This window comes from Lactiplantibacillus sp. 30.2.29, assembly GCF_018991255.1.
GTDB classification, from domain to species: Bacteria; Bacillota; Bacilli; order Lactobacillales; family Lactobacillaceae; genus Lactiplantibacillus; species Lactiplantibacillus pentosus.
Genome location: NZ_JAGYGU010000017.1, coordinates 41325 through 65217, shown reverse-complemented (window position 1 = coordinate 65217; position 23893 = coordinate 41325). Strand labels below are relative to the sequence as shown.

Here is a 23893-nt window from a genome sequence, read left to right as displayed (position 1 = left end):
AACGTAATGGCATTAGCGGTACAGCACTTAGTTGGTGGGTATTCGCAAATTCCCGTCCTAAAAGATATCAGTTTTGAAGTCAAACCAGGCGAGCTGGTCGGTTTGATTGGATTAAACGGGGCTGGTAAGTCAACAACTATTAACCATATTATTGGTTTGTTAACGCCGATGAAGGGGACCATCAGTCTCAACGGCGTCACGCTTGCCCAAGACCCACAAGCGTATAAGCGGCAGATCGCTTATATCCCTGAAACACCCATCTTATATGAAGAATTAACACTCAAAGAACATTTAGAAATGACGATGTTGGCCTATGGTTTGGACCAGACCAAGGCATGGCAACGCGCAAACGACCTGCTTAAAACTTTCCGGTTAGCGAATAAGTTAGACTGGTTTCCAGCTAACTTTTCTAAGGGGATGAAGCAAAAGGTCATGATCGTCTGCGCCTTCATTACGGACGCCAAGCTGTTCATCATTGACGAACCATTTCTAGGGCTGGACCCCTTAGCCGTTCATGATTTATTAGCGCTGATTGCGGACGTGAAGCAACAGGGTGCGGCCGTTTTGATGTCGACCCACGTCCTGGATACGGCCGAAAAAGCGTGTGATAAGTTTGTCTTGCTACATGCGGGTGAGGTTCAAACGCAGGGGACGTTCGCGGAAATCAAAGCTAATTATCCGGATGCGGGTGAATCACTGAATGACATCTACCTTTCATTGACCGGGGTGACCCGCGATGAGTGAGTTATTTCAAACCCGGTTACAGCAACACTTGCGACGGATGCTGCGCTACTTACGGCTGGTCTTTAATGACCACTTCGTTATTGCCCTGATGTTTTTTGTCGGTGGTCTTGGGTTGGCCTATTCCAACTGGTTGAAGACGCTCGGACCACAAAGTACTTGGCTCGTGTACGTCTTAGGCCTCATATTATGGGCTGGCTTGGGGCTGAATCACGTGGCGACGCTGCTAGAACCGGCCGACACGGTGTTCCTGTTACCGCGCGAACACGATGTGCATGACTATCTCGTTCGCGCCTGGCGCTACAGTTGGTGGCTGGCCCAACTCGTGCAAGTTGTTTTGGTTGGACTGACCGTGCCGCTGTTGATGATTGTCGATCAGATTACCGGTTGGTCGTTATTGGCACTGCTCGTGACACAGCTTGCGCTCAAGGATGCGCAACTAACGTTAAGTGTGACGCGTCTGTACCAAATCCCGCTGAAGTTGCGACGTTGGCTGCAGCTGGGTAATTGGGCATTGGCGTTAGTCGTGCTTGCACTCGGTCTGCTGATCACGCCATGGCTCAGCCTGGTGCTTGCGCTAGTGGTAGCGGCCGGACAACGTTTGCTACATCAACGACTTTGGCCGACAACCGTGATTGCTTGGCGGGATGATATCAAGGCCGAGGCCAACCGTATGCTGGGGATCTACCGTTTCTTCAATTTATTCACGGATGTGCCAATGGTCCAGGGCAGTGTCAAACGGCGTCGGTATTTAGATTGGTTACTCAAATGGTTACCGCGCGACCAACAACACGCCTTTGGCTACTTGTATACCCGCGGCATGTTACGTGGTACCGAATTTAGTGGACTGGTGGTTCGCCTGACTGTTATTGGTGCGATATTGTTGTATTTCAGCGGTCATGGCTGGCTAGCAATGGCATTAGACGTGCTCTTTATTTATTTGATTGGGTTCCAATTGTTGCCGTTTTACAAGCAATACGATAATATAGTTTTTACGCACATTTATCCGTTAACGACGAAACAACGTCTGCAAAACTTCCAGCGGCTCTTGCGAAACGTCTTGGGACTGACCGGAATTATCTTTTTAGTGGCGTTTTGGATAAGCAACGCACCGTTAGCTCAGGTGGGCATTTTAGCGGTAATCAACGTCATTGAAATCTATCTCTTAGTTACTTGGTATCTGAAAGTTAGATTAGCTTAAAACCTTGGTGTATCAAGGGTTAAAAAGGACTTGACGGATGCGGTTTTCGTCTATAGAATGTGATTGTTAAGTGAAATAATCATGTTAAGTGAAATGATAATGTGACATTAAATAAATTTTGAGAGGAGTGGGGCTGATGGATTTCGAACTTGATGATGGCTGGGACGTTTATCCGATATATGGGAATACGAATAAGGCTTTCATGGGCAAAAAAAATCACCAACGATTGTTCTTAAAACGAAACGCCTCGCCGTTCCTAGCGGCGCTGTCGATGGAAGAAATTACCCCGCGATTGATCTGGACGAAACGTATCTCAAGTGGGGATACGTTGACGGCCCAAGAGTGGCTAAACGGTCAAACTTTAACGAAGCAACAAATGCGGCTGCCTGATGTGGCGCATTTATTGGCACGTGTGCACAATTCCGAGTTGCTTCACCGGATGTTAAGAAAAGTCGGTGGTCAGAGCGTTCGACCACAAGATTTTATTCAACAATACTTACAAGATTTACCTGATGATTTGAGACATCACCCGCTGATGGCACGGGTCCTAGAAGAATTAAAAGGAACTTTGCCAAGCCTACCCGTTGCAAAATATCGGGTCTGTCATGGGGACCTCAACCATAAGAATTGGTTGTTATCTGATCGCCAGCAGCTCTATTTAGTTGACTGGGATTCTGCACGTTTTGCCGATCCAGCATCAGATATTAGTCTCTTGTTGTGCGAATATATTCCACTCAAGGACTGGCAACAATGGTTTAGTGCTTACGGCGAGACGATGACCACCGCACTACGAACACGGGTCGTGTGGTATGCCAAGATTAATTTGTTGTTGAATATCAAGGACAATTATTATCGGAACCAGTATCATCAGATGAACCACGAAATCATCTTTTTAGAAGAACTATCGCAGTACGAAGTATAATGACAAGTTACCGATAGCCGCGAGTCCCAGTCGGAATTCGCGGCTATTTTACTGAATTAAGCTTAAGAAGGAGTCAACGTTATGCGTGTCAGAAACAAACCATGGGCGCCCAAATTGATTGCGGCCCATCCCGAACTAATTACTGAGGACCCGACGCAATTGAAAGGTCAGTGGCAGAGTCGCTTTGCCAAGCAGCAACCGTTACAGATTGAAGTGGGGAGCGGCAAAGGTCAATTTATTATTGAAATGGCTAAGCGCCACCCAGAAATTAATTACGTGGCCATTGAAATTCAAACTTCGGTGATCGCCATTATTTTGAAGAAGTTGGTTGAAGAACCCTTGCCAAATCTGCAGTTGGCGCACGCTGATGGCCAGGCAGTGACGGCATTTTTTGAACCCCATGAAGTCGACCGCCTGTACTTGAACTTTTCTGATCCATGGCCGAAGTCGCGTCATGAAAAACGGCGCTTGACCTACAAGTCGTTTCTGGCTGGCTATCGAGAAGTGCTGAAGCCCAATGGCCAGATCGAGTTTAAGACCGACAACCGGGGCCTGTTTGAGTTCTCATTAACGAGTATGAACAACTTCGGCATGCAGTTTGAACAAGTCTGGCTGGACTTGCACGCGGTCGCAACGCCTGAGGACAACGTCGAAACAGAATACGAACAAAAATTCAGCCAATTTGGCCCAATTTATAAGATTATTGCCACATTCCCGGCCAAGTAAGGGGACAATTGCAGCGATGCTCAGTAGAGATCGCTGTTTTTTTTGTCGATTCGCGGACTGGCCGAAACTAGGCTAGTGCCGTTATGTTGATGAGCTGATGGTGCGCTTGCAACTAAACTTGGCCATGATTGTTCCTGTTCTTCAAAAATGAGTCGATAATGATTAAAAACGATGGTTTTACGATAAAAATAGTGATTGCCGGCTGGAATTGATAAGATAGGTGTAAGCAAGTGCAAGAGATGACGACAGAATGGAGGCGTACAGATGATACAGTTGGAAATTATTATTGAGGGGCTCTTGTTAGGCGCTTTTGCCAAAATCGTGACGCAGCGGTATCGATTCGATTGGTGGGACGGTGGATTCATTGTATGGGCGGTCATCACCGCATTCGTGTGGCCGAATACTGCAATTATGTTATTGGTACCAGGTGTGATGATTTTAATCGGCGGGCCAGACCAAGAGGTGATTGACATCAAGGCGACGGTAGTCCTGAGTTTTGAGTGTACCCTCATCCTGTTGATTGTGAGTCACTTTGCGGCACTGTTCGCTAAGATGATTGGCCAGACCAGTTGGCAGCTCGGGTTGACGATGATACTTGGAATTGCGGTCGGTGGGTTGTTAGCGCTGATTTATCGACCGCAAAAGACCGGTCCGGGGCTACAACAGTTTAAGCTTACTGAGGCCGTGTTAGCCGTCGTCACCTTACTGATCGTCTATGAATATCTTAATTTTACCGGTCGTAATTATCCGAAAAGTCCGGGTGTGTTGTTCGACTTAGTCTTCTTTACGACCGTGAGCCTGATTGTGATCTGGTTACAATGGGAACATCACCAAATGCAGCTTAAAACGGCGACTTTGACGCACCAGCAGGAATTATTGGTCAGCAATGGCCGTTATACGGATGAAGTGGAAGCCCATTATGATCAGCTACGACGCTTCCGGCACGATTATCAGAATATGTTGTTGTCGCTTGATGAATACCTGGCTACTGATGATATTGATGGTTTGAAAAAATATTATTACCAAGCTTTGCGTCCCGTCAATTCGCGACTCACTTCGGAAAAATACGCGTTAGAGGATCTGGGCCGGTTACAAGTAAAAGAAATTAAGAGTCTGGTGTTTAATAAACTCAGCGCTGCCCAAGATACGGGGACCAAGGTGCGTTTCGAATGCCGAGAAACCGTCCCGACTGTTGGCGCAGATCCGGTCAGCCTCGTCATCGCGCTGGGAATTGTGCTGGATAATGCCGTCACGGCAACCGCCCACCAGCCTGATTCGGTTATTGAAATGGCCATCATGACTGATGATTACGGCTTAGTATTTGCGGTGCGGAATACCATTCACACGGAATTACCGCCGTTATGGCAATTAAAACGCAAGAATTTCTCAACGAACGGTCCCGGCCGCGGACTCGGGTTAACCAATTTGCAGGCTATCATCGACCAACACGCCGCTTACATGTTGGACACCGCGGTAACGGCACACCACTTTACCCAGAGAATCACAGTCAAACTGGGTGATCATGATGATTGATGTTTATATTTGTGAGGATGACGTCAAACAACTTGAACAGATTCATACGATCGTGCGTCGCTACCTGATGATTGAAAAACTTGATATGCGAATTGCCATGGCAACGGCCGACCCCCAAGCGATATTAGCAGAGGCTGACAATCAGCATCAGCGGTTGTATTTATTGGATATTGAACTCGGCACCCCGATGAATGGGATTGAGTTGGCGCAAAAATTACGTCAGGTCGATGTGAATTGTAAAATCGTCTTTATTACGACGCATGCTGAAATGCTGACCTTGACGTTTAAGTATCAGTTAGAAGTGTTGGATTTCATTAATAAGGACGAGCCAGAAGCGCTACAAGCCCGTCTGATTCAAATTTTAAATTTAGCGCAAACCAGGCTAACGTCGTCTCAGCACCACCAAGCGGCGTACGTCCAGTTTAAAGTTGGGGAACAAGTGCGGTCGGTGCGTGCTGATGAGGTCTTGTTCATCGAAAGTGCTCAGGTTCCGCATAAGTTGATCGTTCATATGGCGAATGCACAATTTGAGTATTATGGCACGATTAAGCAGGCAGCGACACTCAATAAAAATTTTTATCGTTGTCATAAATCAATCGTTGTCAATCAGACCTGTATCACTGTGATCAATAAACGGCTGCACCAGCTGACGGTCAGTAATGGTGAAACCATTGATTGTTCGGTTGCTGCCAGCCGCGCACTAGCAAAATTAGTGCGTGTCTCAAAGATGTAAGGAGGAGATTCATTTGTTTAACATAATAACAGACACGCGTCGTCGTGATTATCGGATGATTGCCATGGTCGCACTGATTTGGTTGTTGCCACAAATCGACCTCGCAATCTCAGCTTATGAAGAATTCAGCAATTATATGGGTGCCAAGTGGTTACTGACGTCAGCACTCGCAACGATGCTCGGAATGGGTGGTCATGGTGCCATCAGTTTACCGGTCCTTTATTTGGGCTTACCAATCATTATTTTGATGTTAGTGGCTGACCGACCAATTAGGACCAAAGCGGCCTGGAAAGCCTCAGCGGGAGGCACCAAGTTGGGCGACCAAGCCATGCGAGTCCGCGATGCAGTGCTGGTGTCAGTGGTCAACTTTGGCGGCTCTTTGGGATTGAATCTAATCCTGGCAATGATCGTTTTTCACAACGGCCGGTCATTTCAGGGCCTGTCCGTGAATGCTGCAAATGGTATTTTTGCTAAGTGGGAGTTGACGCATTCAATTACCGCTGTCCTCATTCGAATCATCTTATTCTTAGCAGTGATTGCCTTCATCACTAGTGTGGCAGTTATTTTAAGCCGAACGATTCAGAATTATGCCATTGTTTACGCACTGACCTTTATCTTATGGATGTTCATGATTCAAATTGGCATTGACCGGGTGCTTCAGCCCTTCACTGAGTACAGTTTGATTACCGGACTGCCAGTGGTTGGGGGAATGTTAGTGGCCGGTGGTGTGTTGATTGGCCTTGGGCTAGGCTACCAGCGGTTACAACAGCGGCGGAGAACCAATTATTGACAGGTTATGCTGGTTAGCATTTTGCATTAAGGATGAGTTGAAAACATGTCATTTTTCGAGCCAATAGCACTCATTGCTGAAGGCTGAATGAGGAGGCGCACTGGCTGACGAGTAGTGAGTCAACCAATTGGCACGTTTTTAATCATGATTCAGATCAAATCAACCGCTCCTCGACGGTCGTGCTCAGGTATGCGATACTTGATTTAAGACTAACTTGGAGGAGATCGCATGACAGAACAGTTGCCAAAAGAAATTAAACACGTCTGGGTCGCGAGTATCGTGCTGAGTGGGGGTATCGGGTTGCTGCTGGCAATCGGTGTTTGGTTCGGCCATCTTTGGTGGTATTGGTGGTGGTGGCTAGCAGTAGTCGTTGGCGGTTTAACGATTCTAGATATTATGGTTGAACTTGCAATGGTGCCATATCGGTATGCTTTTTGGCGCTATCAGATTACAACGGATGCTGTGTATTTGCATCATGGTGTGATAATGAAAAGAGTTATTGCGATTCCAATCAGGCGTATTCAAAACGTGACGCTTGAAGCCGGTCCGCTACTGCAGTGGCAACACCTTCAGAAGGTAGTCGTGGCGACTTCCGCTGACAGTTATGAAATTGATGGTGTGGTACCGGAAGTGGCTAATCGATTGCGTGACCGAATCATGCAGCTTGCACGGGAGGCCCGCGATGAAGCCTAATCACTTGTCACCGCTCGCGTTACTACAGTTTAGCTGGCAAGCCATTCAAGTCGCATTTTATCTGGATGTGGGTATCGCCTTTTTAACAATGAAATGGCTAAAATTGTGGGAGCGCTATTCAACGCTAATCGTTAGCCTAATGGGGGTGATGGCTGGTGGCGCCTTACTGCTGGCGGTGATTCGTTACTGGCGTTTTACTTATCGATTGACGGATGGCGGTCTTACAATCAATAAAGGCCTTGTTAATCGTCAAGTTCAGCATATCCCTTATCGTCAGATTCAAACGATTCAGCGGCAACAGTCGTGGTTTTTACAACCTTGGCATCTAGAGCAACTGATTATTGAGACCGCTGAAAAGGTGAGTGAAGATGACCTCATTCAGTTGCCCCTAGTCCGGCAAACGGTCGGGGATGAGTTAATTGCGCATCAGCGTCAAAGTCAAAACGCAACTGCATCCAAGCATGGTGACCAATCGGTGCAATCAGAGCCGGCCACACAACGTTTACGGGTCAGCTGGCATGATTTAAACGTGTACGCCCTCAGCTCGGTGAACATCGTTCTAATCATGGGTGTGGTGGCCTGGTTCGGTCAGCAGGTCTTTGATGCCGGTCGTGGTGGTGTTTGGCGACGGATGACCAGTCTAGTGGGTCAGTGGTCGGTTTGGCAAATCAGCATGGCAGTGGGCGTTGTCATGCTTGTCAGTTACGCGTGTGCTTATGCTCAAATCATGGCACAATATTATCATTTTACGATTGAAAGACGTGCCACGGTGGTGACCGTGACGCGGGGTTGGTTGCAACGACGAGAAGCAAGCGTTGCACTATCACGTATCCAAGCTGTCAAATTGCAGCAGAATTGGTTGCGACAGTGGCTACATCTGACCACCGTCCAAGTGGTGACGGCTAGTCAGGTCGGGGATACTGAAGACAATAACGAATTGAAGTTGTTGCCAGTCGTGCCCCAATCACAAGCATTAACAACAGTCAGTCGCTTTATTGACTGGGTACCAACCATGATTACTAATTTAACGTCGCTCGATCGACGAGCACGGTGGGCCGTGATTCGCAATTGCCTGCTCTTATGGAGTGGCTTATTGTTGGTTCTTGGCCTGATTGTTCTAAAAATTAGCCGGCAATCCCTCAGTTGGTTGCTCATCAGTCTACCGATATGGGTCGCCGTTGCGGTGTTGCAGGGCAGCTATGCCAGTAACTGGCGGGGTGCAGCAATCAGTTCAGACGTGATTTTGATTTTAAAAACGAGTCACTTTTTCACTCGGCAACAGTGGGTACTACCGCGTAGTCAAGTTCAGGCACTAATAATTAAGCAAAGCTGGTGGATGCGTGCCAGTCATAGTGCACATCTGCAGGTTTCAATTCGCGATGGCCGCCATGAGCGAACAATTACGGTGCGTTATTTGCCGACGACGATGGTGCGTCAGATTCAAGGATGGTATGTGCCCAATGATAAAGCATTAAATGTAAACTAAAAAACTTTCGCACTTTTCATTGTGAAGTGCGAAAGTTTTTTGATTTAAAGTCGGTAAATATCTAAAATACTGCCCGTATTGGCGTCCGCTAAAAATTCGTATTGCACCAGCTGGCCGTCTTCGTAGCGGGTAATGCCGCCATAGTAGACATCCGTGCGCAAGGCAAATTTTTGTAGTGGCGATTTTTTCATTTCAATCCATGAGCCTTCAATCGGTGCTTCTTTAAGAAAAGCACGTTTCACTTGTCCGAGGATTTGGTTAGGGGTGGGACGGCGCAACCGCTTGAACAGGCCGCCAACGGAAAAGCCCCCGGCGATACCAGCCATCCCAACCGCTAACAGGCCGCCATACTGTAATTGTTTATTCATGATGCTGCGTCTCCTTTCAGCTAACTTGACTAGGAAATGTTTGTTTAAATTTAGTATACCAATGATTGACGAGAATACAAAGAAAAGTCATAATTAATCAGTATGATTTAAGTAAAATACGCTATAATAATATCTGAACGCTAAAAATGAGAGTAAAGGGGTTTCACATGTTAATTACAAGTTATAATCCATCCGAATTAGGTGACACGTTAATCACCATCTTACGACCAGATACGGCCACCCAGACGATTGAAACACATGCTAACGTCACGCGTATTAGTGACGCTGACAGTGGCGAAACCTTGGGCTATAATTTTTTTGACGTTTCCAAGACGCTTGGGTCTTTGGATGTCAATGGTCAAGTTCACTTAACTGCCGAACAAGTTGATCAATTAAATAATTTATTACAAACGAACGATTTTGAACCTGAATTAGTCTTAGATACAGATCCTAAATTTGTGGTCGGCTACGTCCAATCTGCCGAAGCCCATCCCAAATCTGATCATTTAAAAATTACGAAGACCGACGTTGGTGCTGATGAACCACTCCAAATTGTCAGTGGGTCACCTAACATGCAGGCGGATATTTTAGTTGTGGTTGCCAAAGTCGGTGCCATGATGCCAAACGGTTTGATTATTTGGCCTGGTGAATTGCGGGGCGTTAAGAGTAACGGCATGATCGTCTCTGGACGTGAATTACAACTGCCAAACGCGCCACAACGTCCCGGCGCTTTAATTTTGCCAGCAGACTATCAACCAGTCGGCGCAGCCTTTGATTTCGACCGCGCTCAAACATTATTTACTGCTTAGACTTGCAGACATTAAAAATTAGGATGATTGAAAATGAACCATTATGATGGCCCGGCATTTTTCCGGAAATATCGATATAATCAACGACAAATGAATAATTCAGCGGCCAGTCAATCAACTCCAACAGCAGTGTCGGCTAGTTCTCAAGCAGCCTCTAGCGCTGCCAGTGCCGTTGAAACGCCTGCCCGCGCGGCGAGTCCTGTCCGTTCAAGCAGTACTGGTGCGGATACCACAACGCTGTTCAATGGCGGCACACATGGCGATTTCCATCCATCACGGGTTCCCGCACAGTTGACCAGTGCGTTAACTAATGGGGGCATTATTCAGGATAACGATGATCGTAATTACTTAGAAATTCAAGCCAGCTTGCACAAACGGCCTGAATCGTTTCTATTGTTTGCAGACGAGACGACGGCCGATTTGCCACTAGTCGACTTACAAGCGCCACAGACGAGTGCGTCATCGTTCAGCCAAACGCCATTAAGTCAAGCACCGTCAAATAAGGCGGACAGCGCTATGTCTAATGAGCCAACTCGTCAGTCGATGGCTGCTACTTCGGCAAACGCGTCTGAGGCCACCGCAACCGCTGAACAGTCTGCAGCTACATCGCAGGCAACGGTTGCAATTGCGAGCGCAGCGCCAACTGAGGTGTTTGAACCGAGTGATCCTGAGTTAGCGGCTTCAGCAGCGGCGATTAATCAGTCACGTGTAGCTGAATCTCAAGTCGCACGGCCAACGGAAGTCTTCGAGCCGAGTGACCCTGAACTAGCAGCTTCAGCAGCGGCCGTTAATCAGTCGCATGTCGCTGAGCCTCAAGTCGCACGGCCAACGGAAGTCTTCGAGCCGAGTGACCCTGAGTTAGCAGCGTCAGCAGCGGCGATTAATCAGTCGCATGTCGCTGAGCCTCAAGTCGCACGGCCAACAGAAGTGTTTGAACCGAGTGGTCCTGAACTAGCAGCGTCAGCAGCCCAAGTTAATGCCCAATCAGCTGATTCGACAACGGATGCGGGAAGCGAAAGTGCGGCGGCTAAACCCGCCCATGGCTTAGGACTGTCCCTCGGAGATATTATGACTGCGGAGCACGGTGCACAGGCTGATTTGGCACTGTTTAAGGACCAGCCGGCAACGACTTCAGAAGCAGCGGCACCGGTATCTTCAGCTGCCAAAACTTCAGACGCAGACCGCCTCCTGTCAGCTGCCACAGATTCTGCAACACAGGAGTCTGAAGTGACTGACCAACATTCGTCAGAAGTAACAGAATATTCAGATGTACCAGTTGGTTCCGAAGCGTCCGATGAATCCGATGATTTTAATGGACAAGCGCAATCGACATCAGATGTGGCAGTCGGGTCACACGCTACAGATTCTACCCCGCACAATAACGGGAGTGGGGGAGCGTCAACAGCTCCTCGTTCGCAGGCGCCACAACCAGATGAGCTGTATCAGCCAGTCGGTATGCGGCCCGCATCGAGTACGGCCGTGACGCCAGTTTCAACAACCGCATCCGCGACGACTTCCGCAACGTCTGTTCATCAAAGTCACGCTGACACCACGACGGGGAACCGGCCAGCGCCGTCAACCGCGGCAACTTCTGCGGTAACGGCGCCGACGCCACATGCCACTGTTGAACAGACTTCTGATGAAGACCAGCCGGAATTAGTGCACAGTGGTGAATCGGCAGCGCCAGTGTTGGAAGATAAAGAGCTGGCGGCGTACCATTTGCCACCATTGAACCTGTTGAAGGCGCCAATCGTGCCGAATGAATCTGAAATGGATGATTGGATCGAACAAAAAGCCAGTGCTTTAGATGAATCGCTGGATGCGTTTGGCGTCAATGCCAACGTGGTCGACTGGACGATCGGTCCGACCGTGACGCAGTTCCAGGTCAAGCTCGCGCGCGGTGTCAAAGTCAGCAAGATTACTAACTTAAATGATGATTTGAAGTTGGCCTTAGCGGCGAAGGACATCCGAATCGAAGCGCCAATTCCTGGCCGTAACACGGTCGGCATTGAAATTCCAAACATGAAGTCACGGCCAGTCATGCTGTCAGAGGTACTGGATACGGATAAGTTCCGGCAGTCCAAATCCCCATTGACAGTCGCACTCGGTGTTGATTTATTCGGCAAACCACAAGTGACCGATTTACGTAAGATGCCGCATGGGTTGATTGCGGGGGCTACGGGCTCCGGTAAATCAGTCTTCATCAACAGTATTTTAGTTTCGATTTTGTACAAGGCCAACCCGCAACAGGTCAAGCTATTGTTAATTGACCCGAAGGCCGTGGAATTGGCACCGTACAATGAAATTCCGCACTTACTAGCACCAGTTATCTCAGAACCGAAAGCCGCTTCGGCCGCCCTTAAATGGGTCGTCGATGAAATGGATAATCGGTATGATAAGCTGGCAGCGGGTGGGGCGCGCAATATTGAGCAGTTTAATCAGCTGGCCGAAGAACATCATGAACCTGGCTTGAAAATGCCGTACATCGTGATCGTCATCGACGAATTAGCAGACTTGATGATGGTCGCGTCGAGTGAAGTGCAAGATTACATTGCGCGAATCACGCAGAAGGCCCGGGCAGCCGGGATTCATTTGCTGGTTGCCACCCAACGGCCGAGTGTCGACGTGGTGACTGGGTTGATCAAGAACAACATTCCGACCCGGGTCGCCTTCATGGTTGCGAGTCAAATTGACTCGCGGACGATTCTGGATAGTAGTGGCGCTGAACGCTTGCTTGGCCGTGGGGACATGCTGTACCTCGGTAATGGTCAAAGTAACGCCGTTCGCTTGCAAGGAACCTTCGTGGATAGCGAAATTGATTCGATTACTCAGTTTGTTCGCGACCAAGCCGCGCCACACTACGAGTTTCAGCCGGATAGTTTGTTGAAACACGAGGAGGCGGCTCGTAATGAGGACGACTTGATGCCAGAAGCCTTGGCCTATATTGCCAATGAAGACACGATGTCGACGTCCAAGTTGCAACGGAACTTCTCAATCGGCTACAACCGCGCGGCCAACATTATCGATGATTTGGAGAACCGCGGCTACGTTTCAGCGGCCAAAGGATCCAAACCACGGGATGTCTACTTTACTGCGGATGATTTAACTAAATTACAAGCCAATTCATAATTAAAAATAAACGATTCACCGGATGATTGATGAATTGTGAATATGGGAGATTATTTCATAATGGATAAAACGACGGTTTACTATTTTGTTGGGATCAAGGGTTCTGGGATGAGCTCGTTAGCGTTAATTTTGCACGATAAGGGTTATCAAGTGGAAGGCTCTGATATCGAGCAATATACGTTTACCCAAAAGGGCTTAGCCGCAGCCGGTATCAAAATGTTGCCATTCTCAGAGGAAAATATTCATGAAGGTTTGACGGTGATTGCTGGGAATTCCTTTACGGATGACCATCCTGAAATCAAGAAGGCCCGGGAGATGGGCTTACCAGTCTACCGTTACCATGAATTCTTGGGTAAATTGATGGAAGGCTTCACGAGTATTGGGGTTGCCGGCACACACGGTAAGACCTCAACGACTGGCTTGCTTTCACACGTTTTGAGTCACATTGCACCAACGAGTTACTTGATTGGTGATGGGACGGGTAAAGGCACGCCAGATGCCCGCTTCTTCGTCTTTGAAGCGGATGAATATCGCCGGCACTTTGTGGCTTACCATCCCGATTATGCGATCATGACCAACGTCGATTTTGACCATCCAGACTATTACAAGGATTTGGCCGACGTTCAATCTGCTTTCCAACAATTTGGTAATCAAGTTAAGAAGGGCATTTTTGCCTGGGGTGACGATGAAAGCCTGCGTAATTTGAACGTTGACACACCAATTTACTATTACGGGACTAGTGATCGCGATGATTTCCAGGCCGTCAATATTCAACGGACGACGAAGGGGTCTTCATTTGAAGTCAAGTACCATGACGAATCATTGGGTGAGTTCGAAATTCCATTGTTCGGTGAACATAATGTTCTGAATAGTACAGCTGTTATTGCGGTGGCTTACTTTGAAAAGGTCAACTTAGACGAAATTCGGCGCGAATTATTGGACTTCAGTGGGGTTAAACGGCGCTTCTCCGAACATCAAGTCGGCGATATGGTCATGATTGACGACTATGCGCATCATCCATCTGAAATCAAAGCGACGCTGGATGCCGCACGCCAAAAGTACCCGGATAAGGAAATTTTGGCCGTGTTCCAACCACATACGTTCTCACGGACTAAGGCTTTGATGGACGGGTTCGCCAAGAGCTTAAGTATGGCTGATCACGTCTTCTTAACGAACATTTTCAGTTCAGCCCGTGAAAAATCTGGCGATGTGTCATCGAAGGATTTAGCTGCCAAGTTGCCAAATGGCGGTGAGATCATTACGACTGATGATATGTCTGCATTGACGGCTTACCATAATGCTGTTGCAGTCTTTATGGGTGCCGGTGACATTCAGAAGTATGAAAAGATTTATGAAGATCAAATGAAATAGAGATAATTTAAAGCGCTCCGCTCTTTTGCGGGGCGCTTTTCTTTATGCGACGAGACTAAAAAGTCGCCACCAACATTCAAACGATATCGATGGCGACTTTTTTGGTGCTATTTAAATCTAGCGGCTGGCTAATGCAACAACATTAACCATGCTGTTTCTGCGCCTTATTGAGCATCTTCTTGGCCTCACAGTCATAATCACAAGCTGCGCACTTGCCTTTCTTAGCCCGCTTGACGACCCGGACGATTTGATAGCCGGCTGCGCCAATAATCAGTGCAATAATCAAAATATTAATCAATAATGCCATTTGAATCAGACTCCTTTGAGATTTGGTTGGTAAGTGTGGTCATCATAAATACTAAGTTCAGTGGGTTGTGTTGGCTAATTTGTCATCAGTTACAAGTGGAGCAGGTCGTTTCTAAAGTTCGATGGTAGCCGGCTCCGAGAGTCGAATCAGGGAGCGCATCAGTTGGCCATCAGTCAACCTACCCAGTCATCCATAACGTTAAATAAACAAACTGCCGACTTGATAAATAATGAAGGCTAAGCCATACGCAATTGCGAGGCTCGAGAATACCGAGTAGACGGCCCATTTTGTGGAACCGGTCTCGGACTTGATCGTCCCAATCGTTGCAAAGCAGGGCACGTACAGTAGGATAAAGACCAGCATCGCGTAGGCGGATAGTGGGGTGAAAAAGCGCCCCATCATCGCAATCAACCCAGCTTGATTGGCACTGTGGAACATCACCATCATGCTGGAACTGATGACTTCTTTGGCGAGAATCCCGGTGAATAGTGCGGAGATCACTTGCCAGGCAGTGACGCCAAGTGGTGCGAACAGCGGCAGCAAGGTTTTACCCAGTGTGGCTGCAAAGCTGCGGTCGATATCGTTGACTAAGCCGCTGGTCCCAAATGAAGAGAGCAACCAAATCAAGACGGTCCCGGCAAAAATAATGGTCCCGGCTTTTTTGATGAAGCCCTTGCCCTTATCCCAGGTGCCACGCCAGATGATGTCGGCGCGTGGAATGTGGTACTGCGGAAGTTCAACGATGAAGACTGAACTATCGTCGACGTTGAAAATGACTTGGTAGAACTTCGCCATCGCGAGTGCCACCGCGATACCGAGAAAGTAAATCGATAAGACGATCAGCGCTTGGTTACTCGGGAAGAACGCGGCGACGAACAGACTATAAATCGGAAGACGGGCCGAACAGCTCATAAACGGTGAAATCAACGTGGTGATCAACCGTTCCTTGGGCTGTTCAATCGTCCGCGCTGCCATGATTCCGGTCACGTTGCAGCCAAAGCCAATGATCAGTGGGATAAAAGCCTTCCCATTTAACCCAATCATCTGCATCAAACGGTCGGTGACTAGTGCGGCCCGCGCCATGTAGCCAGAATCTTCCAAAATCGAGATACATGCGAACAAAACGAAAATTTGTGGAATGAAGACTAAGACACCACCAACGCCGGCAATCAGTCCGTTGACGATGAGTGACCGTAAAATCGGTATCGCACCGGCAATCGTTAACCAATGGCTGACCGTCGTCGATAACGGCCCTGAAACGAAGCCATCCAGTAAATCTGACAGTGGCGTGCCAATCCAATCGAATGAGAGCTTGAACATCAAGTAGAAGATACCGACAAAGACGGGCAGTCCGAGTAACGGATGAGTGATCCACTTGTCGATTTTGGCCGTCATTTCAACGTGACTAGTGCTGGCGAGATTCTGACTGGCACTCGCTAACGTCTGCTCGATAAAAGTCAGGCGGGTTTGAAAAATCTGGTCGTCAAATTGCTGTGCATCGTAATAGGCGGCCTGACTCAGGAGTGGTTTTAAATCCAACTGCTTGGCGTACGTGCGAATCCGTTTGTTTTGATTAATGAATTGGATCGTGAGCCACCGCGCAAAGTCAGGGGTGCAGTCGTAATCATTCACGAGTTGATTGCTGGCCTGACGAATCGCCTGTTCGATCATGAACGGATAGTTGAGCTTGAGCGGACTCGCGGCGGGCGTCGGTGCCGCTAATAATTCTTCACGTAGCTGGGTTAACCCTTCCTTATTACGTGCGTTGGTCGCTTTGATCTGACAGCCTAATTGTTGTGCCAGCGTCTTAAAATCATAGTAGTGGCCGGTGCGCTTCAAATCGTCGATCATGTTGAGTGCGATGATCACCGGGGCACCGAATTCTAGGACTTCAATTGATAGTAGCAAGTTTCGTTTGAGCTGACTGGCGTTAGTGACGTTTAAAATCAGGTCAGGGTGATTGTGCAGTAAGTAGTTCGTCACCACGGCCTCGTCTTTGGTGATCGGATTCAGTGAGTAAACGCCGGGTAGGTCGACGACTTCCACTTCAGAATGACGAATGCGACCCATTTTCTTCTCAACCGTGACGCCCGTCCAGTTGCCGACGTACGCGTACTTGTCCGTCAATTCGTTGAACAGCGTGGTCTTGCCAGTATTCGGATTTCCTAATAGTGCGACGGTTGTCATGTCACTTGCCTCCAATCAACGTCTGGAACACCGTATAGCGAATGCCGATACGTTGCTGGTCGATTTGAATAATCACTGGGCCATGGAACGGGTAGTAGCGGACTGGCACGAGTTGGCTGCCAACGTGTAGTCCTAAACTGTGCAAGCGTTGAACGGTTTGCTCATCCAAACCTGTGAATTGTTGAATATGTAACTGCGAGCTTGTGACTGATTGACTTAGCATGTGACTCAGTCCTTTCTGAATATTCCTATCGTGAATAATTTGTCAAAAATATTATACCTACATGATAGCATGAAAGGGCTTTTAATAATATGGGGAAAAGCCTTATTTTCTTTTGAAATGAAAACGGTTATACTTTAGGTATAGAATACAGAAAGCCCGATTTTTCGGTATTTTTGTTGAAGCTGTTAACGATTCGTTATATACGAAAGGAATAACGGCTAGCGTTATAAATTGAATTGTGGAGGATGATTTACATGGCAACCTTGGAAGTTAAAGATTTACACGTTGAAGTGACGGATGATGAGCAACAGAAGTCTCGTGAAATTCTAAAAGGCGTTAATTTATCGATGAAGACCGGTGAAATTCACGCGATTATGGGCCCAAATGGGACGGGTAAGTCCACTTTATCACAAACTATTATGGGACAACCAGCTTACCATGTGACGCAGGGGGACATCCTATTAAATGGTGAAAGTATCGTCAACATGCCAGTCGATGAACGGGCACGTAAAGGCCTCTTCTTGGGCATGCAGTATCCAGCTGAAATCCAAGGGGTCACGAACGCCGAATTTTTACGGGCAGCGATGAACGCGCGGCGAGCTGAAGACGATCAAATTTCGGTCATGGCCTTCTTAAAAGAGTTAGATAAGAATTTGGCCTTACTAAATATGAGTGAATCGATGACGGAACGGTATCTGAACGAAGGCTTCTCCGGTGGTGAAAAGAAACGGAACGAAGTTTTGCAATTATTGATGATCAAGCCATCCTTCGCCTTACTTGATGAAATCGACTCTGGACTCGATATCGATGCACTCCAAGTGGTTTCAAAAGGGGTGAACTCAATGCGCGGCGATAATTTTGGCTCATTGATTATCACCCACTATCAACGACTACTGAACTACATCGTGCCAGACGTTGTTCACGTTATGATGGGTGGCCGGATCGTGAAGACCGGTGGCGCTGACTTAGCCAAGACGCTTGAAAAAGAAGGTTACGCTGGATTACGTGATGATTTGAACTTAGACGTCAAGCTTGTTGATGACGAAGACTAGGGGGTGTGAAGCGATGGAAGCAACTGCTGATTATGAAGCAATCAAAACAACGTTAGCTGACGCGGCTAACGAACACGGCGAACCGCACTGGCTCGTTGAACGGCGGTTAGCCGCTGTCGATGCAATGCAGGGTTTGGCTGTTCCAAAAGCCGACCGGTTCAGCATTCGAGACTGGCCGCTCACCCCAACGGAGCAACCCTTAAAGTTCAGTCGCTCAGACCGGACGCTGGCAACCGACGTGACCGCTGAAGAAGGCCACATCCAAATCGTGCAGGTCGGTCAGACAACGGTGACGGTCAACTTGCCAGATGAACTCGACGAACAAGGCGTGATTTTGACCGACATGTTCACCGCTTTTCGTGAACATCCGCAATTAACTGAAAAACACTTTATGGTCAAAGTCGTTAAAACGGATGAAGACCGCCTGACTAGTTATCACACCGCCTTTTTGAATGCGGGGGTCTTTCTCTACGTTCCGAAGGGTGTCACGATCAAAGCGCCCATTGAAATCAACACGATTCAAGACAGCACCCGCACCCAGCCACTGGTCAGCCACGTGCTGATCGTGGCGGAAGCGGACAGCCACTTTGCCGTTACTCAACACCTCACGACTAAGGGGGATGTGACTAACATTGCCAACTGTGTCGTTGAAATCTTAGCGCGTGGTGACAGTGAAGTGCACTATTCCGCGTTTGACGAACTCGGTGCCAATACGACGGCTTACCTCAATCGGCGGGCATCAATCAGCCGCGGGGCGAAAGTCGACTGGGCGATTGGGATGATGAACAATGGCAATACCTTTGGTGATTTTGATTCCGAACTAATTGGTGAAGGCGCCAAGTCGGATGCCAAAGTCATTACGGTCACCACTAAGTCGCAAGATGTCTGCATCAATACCCGGGTCACTAATCACGGTAAGAAGACCGATGGCAACATCGTTCAACGCGGGGTCATCATGGAAAAATCAAATCTGGTTTTTAATGGGATCGGTCATATTATCCACGGTGCATCTGGCGCCCATGCCGAACAAGAAAATCGGGTGTTGATGATGTCCGATGATGCCCATGGGGATGCCAACCCAATCTTGTTGATTGATGAAAACGATGTCTTGGCCGGGCACGCAGCCAGTGTCGGTCAAATCGACCAGAATCAGATGTACTACTTGATGAGTCGGGGAATCGACAAGGCCCAAGCCCAGCGACTCGTTATTCGGGGATTCTTGAGTACCGTGATTGGTGCGATTCCATCGAAGACGGTCCGGACGCGGCTGACGAATACGATTGAAAGGAAGCTTGAAGATGGTATCGAACTTTGAGAAACATCGCGCAGATTTTCCAATTTTAGATCAGCAAGTCAACGATGAACGACTCGTCTACCTCGATAACGCGGCGACCGCGCAACGGCCCAATCAGGTGGTTGACGCCCTGGTTCATTTTTATCAACACGACAATGCCAACGTGCACCGCGGTGTCCATACTTTAGCTGAACGGGCGACGACACAATATGAAGCCGCTCGCGCCAAGGTTCAAGCGTTCATCAACGCACCGAAAACTGATGAGATCGTCTTCACGAAGGGCACGACCGATAGTTTGAACTTGATTGCGAGCACTTATGGTGAAGCCAACATTCAGGCCGGCGATGAAATCGTGATTTCAATCATGGAACATCACAGCAATTTGATTCCGTGGCAGCAGTTGGCGCTCAAGAAACACGCAACCTTAAAATACATCGAGTTGACACCGACCGGCGAATTAGACCTGACGGATGCAAAACAAAAGATTACGCCGAAAACGAAAATTGTCTCAGTCACACATGCCAGCAACGTGTTAGGCACGGTCAATCCAATCAAAGAATTGGCACAACTGGCCCACGCAAATGGCGCCATTATGATTGCGGACGGGGCCCAGGCTGCGCCGCATATGCCAGTCGATGTCCAAGACCTCGACGTTGATTTTTACGCCTTCTCAGGTCATAAAATGATGGGGCCAACTGGTATCGGTGTGCTTTATGGCCGCGAAGCCCTATTACAAGCGATGCCACCGTACCAATATGGCGGTGAGATGATTGGTTTCGTCCATCGTGACAATAGTACGTGGGCGGAATTACCTTGGAAATTTGAGGCTGGGACGCAAAATATCGCCGGTGCGATTGGTTTAGGCGCTGCCATCGATTATTTGAACGCAATTGGCATGGCCCAGGTCCAAGCCCATGAGCAGCAGTTGGTCGATTACTTATTACCGAAGCTGATTGCGATGCCGGGCGTGACCGTTTACGGCCCTCAAGATCCACAACGGCATACCGGGGTGATTGCCTTCAATATTGATGGGCTACATCCGCACGATGCCGCAACCGCGCTGGATATGGAAGGCGTAGCGGTTCGTGCTGGTCATCACTGTGCGCAACCGTTGATGGAAGCACTCGGGGTGGTAGCGACCGCCCGCGCTAGTTTTTACCTATACAACACGCAAGCTGACGCTGACCAACTATTAACATCACTCCAAGCAACAAAGGAGTTTTTCAAACATGGGACTGTCTAAATTAAGCGGCTTGTATCGTGAAGTGATTCTCGATCACGGTGATCATCCGCATCATAAAAATGCGCTCCCAAATGCGACGCACGCGATTACCTTAAAGAACCCGACCTGTGGCGATGTGATCAACTTATCGATTCAATTAGATGATACGGATAAAATTGAAGACATCGGCTTTACCGGGGAAGGTTGTACGATCAGCCAAGCATCCGCCAGTATGATGACCGATGCCGTGATGGGTAAGTCGAAGGAACAGGCCTTGGCAATGGCGAAGACATTTTCGGACATGGCAATCGGCAAGCAGCATTCACAAGCGGATATCGACGCCTTAGAAGATGCCGCCATTTTATCAAATATTATGCAATTTCCGGCACGTATCAAATGTGCCACGCTAGCTTGGTGGGCCTTGCAACGCGCATTGCTCGCTGAAAATGGCAAAGAGGAGGAATCAGAAGTATGAGTGAAGTACCTGACGTGGTCAAAAATGACCGTGATTATGAATATGGGTTCCATGATGATGTGCAGCCAGCTTATTCGACTGGCCGTGGCCTAACAGAGGAGACGGTGCGCGAGATCTCAGCGGCCAAGCACGAACCACAATGGATGCTAGATTATCGGCTAAACGCTTATCATGAATATTTGAAGATGCCGATGCCAAAGTTTGGTCCTGATTTGACCAAGCTGGATTTGAAGGACATGTTGTACTACCAGAAGATGACGGACAAGAAGTTCCGTGACTGGGATGAAGTGCCTGCTGACTTGAAACGGACATTTGACCGGCTGGGTGTGCCGGAAGCTGAACGTAAATATTTGGCCGGTTCATCCGCACAATACGAATCCGAAGTGGTTTATCACAACATGCGTCAAGATTTCGAAAAGCTTGGCATCATTTTTACGGATACCGATACGGCCTTACACGACTATCCAGAACTCTTCAAAAAGTGGTTCGGCAAGCTCGTTAAGCCAACCGATAACAAGTTTGCGGCCCTAAATGCTGCCGTTTGGTCCGGGGGCTCATTTATTTACGTGCCGAAGGGTGTACAGACCAAGACGCCAATTCAATCCTACTTCCGCTTAAACGCCGAAAACTCCGGTCAATTTGAACGGACCTTGATTATCGTGGAAGACGGCGCCAGTGTGGATTACGTTGAAGGGTGTACCGCGCCTAACTATTCATCAGATAGTTTGCATGCCGCCGTCGTGGAAGTCAACGTTGAACCCAACGCTTATTGCCGCTATACGACGATTCAAAATTGGTCGGATAACGTGTACAGTTTGGAAACCAAACGGGCTGCGGCCGCTGAAAACGCGACGATGGAATGGGTCGACGGTAACTTAGGTTCTAAAGTCACGATGAAGTACCCGAGCGTTTATTTGAACGGTGAAGGTGCGCGCGGCACGATGTTGTCGATTGCGGTCGCTAGCAACGGGATTCACCAAGATTCTGGGGCGCGGATGATCCACAACGCCAAGAACACGTCCAGTTCGATCGTTTCCAAATCGATTGCCAAGACTGGCGGGGCGACTGATTACCGTGGGACGGTGCGGTTTGCCAAACATTCTGACGGCTCCAAGGCCCACGTGGAATGTGACACGATCATTATGGATGACCAATCCTCATCGAACACGATTCCGTATAACGAAATTGATAGTGCCAACGTTGCCATGGAACACGAAGCCAAAGTTTCGAAGATTTCGGAAGAGCAGCTCTATTACTTGATGAGTCGTGGGATTTCAGAAGCTAAGGCCACTGAAATGATCATCATGGGCTTCGTTGAACCATTTACCAAGCAGTTGCCAATGGAATACGCGGTCGAGTTGAACCGGTTGATTAGTTTTGAAATGGAAGGTTCAATCGGTTAATTCGGTTATTTGGAGTAGGCATATGAAGAAAACACAACGAATTTTACTGGGACTGGCGCTCGTTTTCGGAATCAGTGTCGCTGCGGGTTGTCAGTCTCAGACGAAACCAGCTAAATCGACGGCCGCGGCTTCTTCAACGACGCGCACGGTCACCGATATGAGTGGTAAACGGGTTCAGTTACCGGCTAAAGTCACGCGGGTCGCGGATTTATGGCACGCCAATAACCAGGTGGTCTTGTTACTCGGTGGTCAGAAGAAGCTAGTCGCGACGACTCAGATGATCAAGCAGTCGCCGTGGTTCAAGACGATTGATCCCAGCATCAGCAAAGTCACCGCACCGTTTGCGGGCGACGACTTGCAGTCCGAGGAACTCCTGAAGACTAAGCCGGATGTCGTGATTGCGGCGGACCCGGCCCAAACCAAGCAGGCTAAGAAGACCAAGGTGCCCACGGTCAACGCGATGTATCAGACGTTTGCTGGGCTGCGGCGGTCGGTCAATCTGACGGCACAAGTCCTCGGTGGCCAGGCACCTAAAGTGGCGAAACGCTATCAACGCATACTGAATGGCAACTTGGCATACGTTAAGCGGCAGCTGAAAGGCGTGACGACCAAACCAAAAGTGTTGCATTTTGTGAACGCGACTAACCTGAATCAGGTCGATGGAACCGGCACGATCGTCGATGAATGGATCAAAGCTGCCGGGGGTCAGAACGCCTTGAAGCAATCCGGCAATATGATTTCCGTCACAACGGAGACCCTGGCGAAGTCGAATCCAGACGTGATTATCGTCGGTAGTGCCACCACCGCTCAAGCTCGAGCTGCGCTGAAGAAGAACGCGGTCTTGAGTAAGCTCAAGGCGGTCAAGACTAATCACGTGTATGGTAATCCGCAGGGAACCTTCCCGTGGGATCGCTATAGCGCGGAGGAAGCCTTGCAAGTCTTGTGGGCCGCACAAAAACTACATCCAGCTCAGTTTAAACAACTGGATATGGTCGCCAAAACGAAGGCCTTTTATCAGGAATTTTATCATTATCAATTGAGTACCGCCCAGACCAACCGACTGTTGAGTGGGGCATCGACGCCTAAGTAAATAAATCGGGCGCACAATGAAAAAGCTAAGCGAACCAACTGACGAGAGCCTTCTCGTGGTTGGTTCGCTTAGCTTTTTTCGGGTGTACGGTTATTTGCGTTTTGAATTTCGAACGCTGGTCGCGGTAGCCTGATGAGT

General features: G+C 48.5%; 22 protein-coding genes. 18 read left to right on the top strand and 4 right to left on the bottom strand.

Going from position 1 to position 23893, the window contains the following annotated elements; genetic code table 11:
• Positions 1-6: 6 nt before the first annotated feature.
• From KGF65_RS10730 to KGF65_RS10690, 9 genes are all read left to right on the top strand, one after another.
• Positions 7-744, top strand: a complete 738-nt coding sequence (locus KGF65_RS10730; RefSeq protein WP_105921951.1) for an ABC transporter ATP-binding protein — start codon at positions 7-9, stop codon at positions 742-744.
• Positions 737-1942, top strand: coding sequence for an ABC transporter permease (locus KGF65_RS10725; RefSeq protein WP_105924370.1), 1206 nt, complete (start codon positions 737-739; stop codon positions 1940-1942). Before KGF65_RS10730 ends, KGF65_RS10725 begins: the two co-directional genes overlap by 8 nt.
• A gap of 136 nt (positions 1943-2078) precedes the next feature.
• Positions 2079-2864, top strand: a complete 786-nt coding sequence (locus KGF65_RS10720) for a phosphotransferase family protein (protein ID WP_050340040.1) — start codon at positions 2079-2081, stop codon at positions 2862-2864.
• A gap of 81 nt (positions 2865-2945) precedes the next feature.
• Positions 2946-3590 (top strand): tRNA (guanosine(46)-N7)-methyltransferase TrmB, encoded by a 645-nt coding sequence (trmB, locus tag KGF65_RS10715; RefSeq protein ID WP_003638472.1) that lies wholly within the window; start codon positions 2946-2948, stop codon positions 3588-3590.
• Positions 3591-3854: 264 nt separating this feature from the next.
• The gene (locus KGF65_RS10710) at positions 3855-5123 is read left to right on the top strand and encodes a GHKL domain-containing protein (protein WP_088769669.1); all 1269 of its coding nucleotides are present in this window, start codon (positions 3855-3857) and stop codon (positions 5121-5123) included.
• Positions 5113-5856, top strand: a complete 744-nt coding sequence (locus KGF65_RS10705) for a LytTR family DNA-binding domain-containing protein (protein ID WP_105924371.1) — start codon at positions 5113-5115, stop codon at positions 5854-5856. Before KGF65_RS10710 ends, KGF65_RS10705 begins: the two co-directional genes overlap by 11 nt.
• A 13-nt stretch (positions 5857-5869) precedes the next feature.
• Entirely contained in the window at positions 5870-6646 is a 777-nt protein-coding gene (locus tag KGF65_RS10700; RefSeq protein ID WP_216748459.1) for a hypothetical protein, read from the top strand.
• Between the two features lie 228 nt (positions 6647-6874).
• Positions 6875-7339 carry a PH domain-containing protein gene (locus KGF65_RS10695; RefSeq protein WP_216748458.1) on the top strand — a complete coding sequence of 155 codons (465 nt, stop codon included), beginning with the start codon at positions 6875-6877 and terminating at the stop codon, positions 7337-7339.
• Positions 7329-8825, top strand: a complete 1497-nt coding sequence (locus tag KGF65_RS10690; protein ID WP_216748457.1) for a PH domain-containing protein — start codon at positions 7329-7331, stop codon at positions 8823-8825. Before KGF65_RS10695 ends, KGF65_RS10690 begins: the two co-directional genes overlap by 11 nt.
• Positions 8826-8869: 44 nt before the next feature.
• On the opposite strand, the gene KGF65_RS10685 is transcribed toward KGF65_RS10690, so the two are convergent.
• Positions 8870-9193: a PepSY domain-containing protein gene (locus tag KGF65_RS10685; RefSeq protein ID WP_003638476.1), complete on the bottom strand. Its 324-nt coding sequence runs from the start codon at positions 9191-9193 to the stop codon at positions 8870-8872.
• Between the two features lie 167 nt (positions 9194-9360).
• Here KGF65_RS10685 and ytpR point away from each other — a divergent pair, with 167 nt between their 5' ends.
• Genes ytpR through murC form a run of 3 tightly spaced genes read left to right on the top strand, consistent with a single transcriptional unit; the run spans position 9361 to position 14502 of the window.
• The gene (gene ytpR, locus KGF65_RS10680; RefSeq protein WP_050340046.1) at positions 9361-10002 is read left to right on the top strand and encodes a YtpR family tRNA-binding protein; all 642 of its coding nucleotides are present in this window, start codon (positions 9361-9363) and stop codon (positions 10000-10002) included.
• Positions 10003-10035: 33 nt separating this feature from the next.
• Positions 10036-13131, top strand: coding sequence for a DNA translocase FtsK (locus KGF65_RS10675; RefSeq protein ID WP_216748456.1), 3096 nt, complete (start codon positions 10036-10038; stop codon positions 13129-13131).
• 60 nt (positions 13132-13191) lie between these two features.
• A complete protein-coding gene (gene murC / locus KGF65_RS10670; protein WP_105921945.1) occupies positions 13192-14502 on the top strand; it encodes a UDP-N-acetylmuramate--L-alanine ligase in 1311 nt (436 codons plus the stop codon).
• A gap of 142 nt (positions 14503-14644) precedes the next feature.
• Here murC and KGF65_RS10665 read toward each other — a convergent pair whose 3' ends face one another.
• The 3 genes from KGF65_RS10665 to KGF65_RS10655 all read right to left on the bottom strand — a co-directional run bounded on the left by KGF65_RS10665 (position 14645) and on the right by KGF65_RS10655 (position 17219).
• Positions 14645-14809: a FeoB-associated Cys-rich membrane protein gene (locus tag KGF65_RS10665; RefSeq protein ID WP_003638480.1), complete on the bottom strand. Its 165-nt coding sequence runs from the start codon at positions 14807-14809 to the stop codon at positions 14645-14647.
• A gap of 198 nt (positions 14810-15007) precedes the next feature.
• On the bottom strand, positions 15008-16996 hold the full coding sequence (gene feoB / locus KGF65_RS10660; RefSeq protein ID WP_105921943.1) for a ferrous iron transport protein B: 1989 nt from the start codon (positions 16994-16996) through the stop codon (positions 15008-15010).
• A 1-nt stretch (position 16997) separates the two neighbouring features.
• Positions 16998-17219: a FeoA family protein gene (locus KGF65_RS10655; protein WP_003638482.1), complete on the bottom strand. Its 222-nt coding sequence runs from the start codon at positions 17217-17219 to the stop codon at positions 16998-17000.
• Positions 17220-17473: 254 nt separating this feature from the next.
• Between KGF65_RS10655 and sufC the strand changes: the two genes are divergently transcribed.
• The 6 genes from sufC to KGF65_RS10625 are packed head-to-tail and all read left to right on the top strand — an operon-like array spanning position 17474 to position 23755.
• Positions 17474-18271, top strand: coding sequence for a Fe-S cluster assembly ATPase SufC (gene sufC, locus KGF65_RS10650; RefSeq protein WP_216748455.1), 798 nt, complete (start codon positions 17474-17476; stop codon positions 18269-18271).
• A gap of 13 nt (positions 18272-18284) precedes the next feature.
• Complete coding sequence (gene sufD / locus KGF65_RS10645; protein ID WP_216748454.1) at positions 18285-19586, top strand: Fe-S cluster assembly protein SufD; 1302 nt, start codon at positions 18285-18287, stop codon at positions 19584-19586.
• Positions 19570-20808 carry a cysteine desulfurase gene (locus KGF65_RS10640; protein WP_105924377.1) on the top strand — a complete coding sequence of 413 codons (1239 nt, stop codon included), beginning with the start codon at positions 19570-19572 and terminating at the stop codon, positions 20806-20808. The genes sufD and KGF65_RS10640 overlap by 17 nt, the downstream gene beginning before the upstream one ends.
• Positions 20795-21262, top strand: a complete 468-nt coding sequence (gene sufU, locus KGF65_RS10635; RefSeq protein ID WP_003638486.1) for a Fe-S cluster assembly sulfur transfer protein SufU — start codon at positions 20795-20797, stop codon at positions 21260-21262. Before KGF65_RS10640 ends, sufU begins: the two co-directional genes overlap by 14 nt.
• Positions 21259-22665, top strand: a complete 1407-nt coding sequence (sufB, locus tag KGF65_RS10630) for a Fe-S cluster assembly protein SufB (protein WP_003638487.1) — start codon at positions 21259-21261, stop codon at positions 22663-22665. Before sufU ends, sufB begins: the two co-directional genes overlap by 4 nt.
• Before the next feature lie 22 nt (positions 22666-22687).
• Complete coding sequence (locus KGF65_RS10625) at positions 22688-23755, top strand: ABC transporter substrate-binding protein (protein ID WP_216748453.1); 1068 nt, start codon at positions 22688-22690, stop codon at positions 23753-23755.
• The last annotated feature ends 138 nt before the right edge of the window (positions 23756-23893 follow it).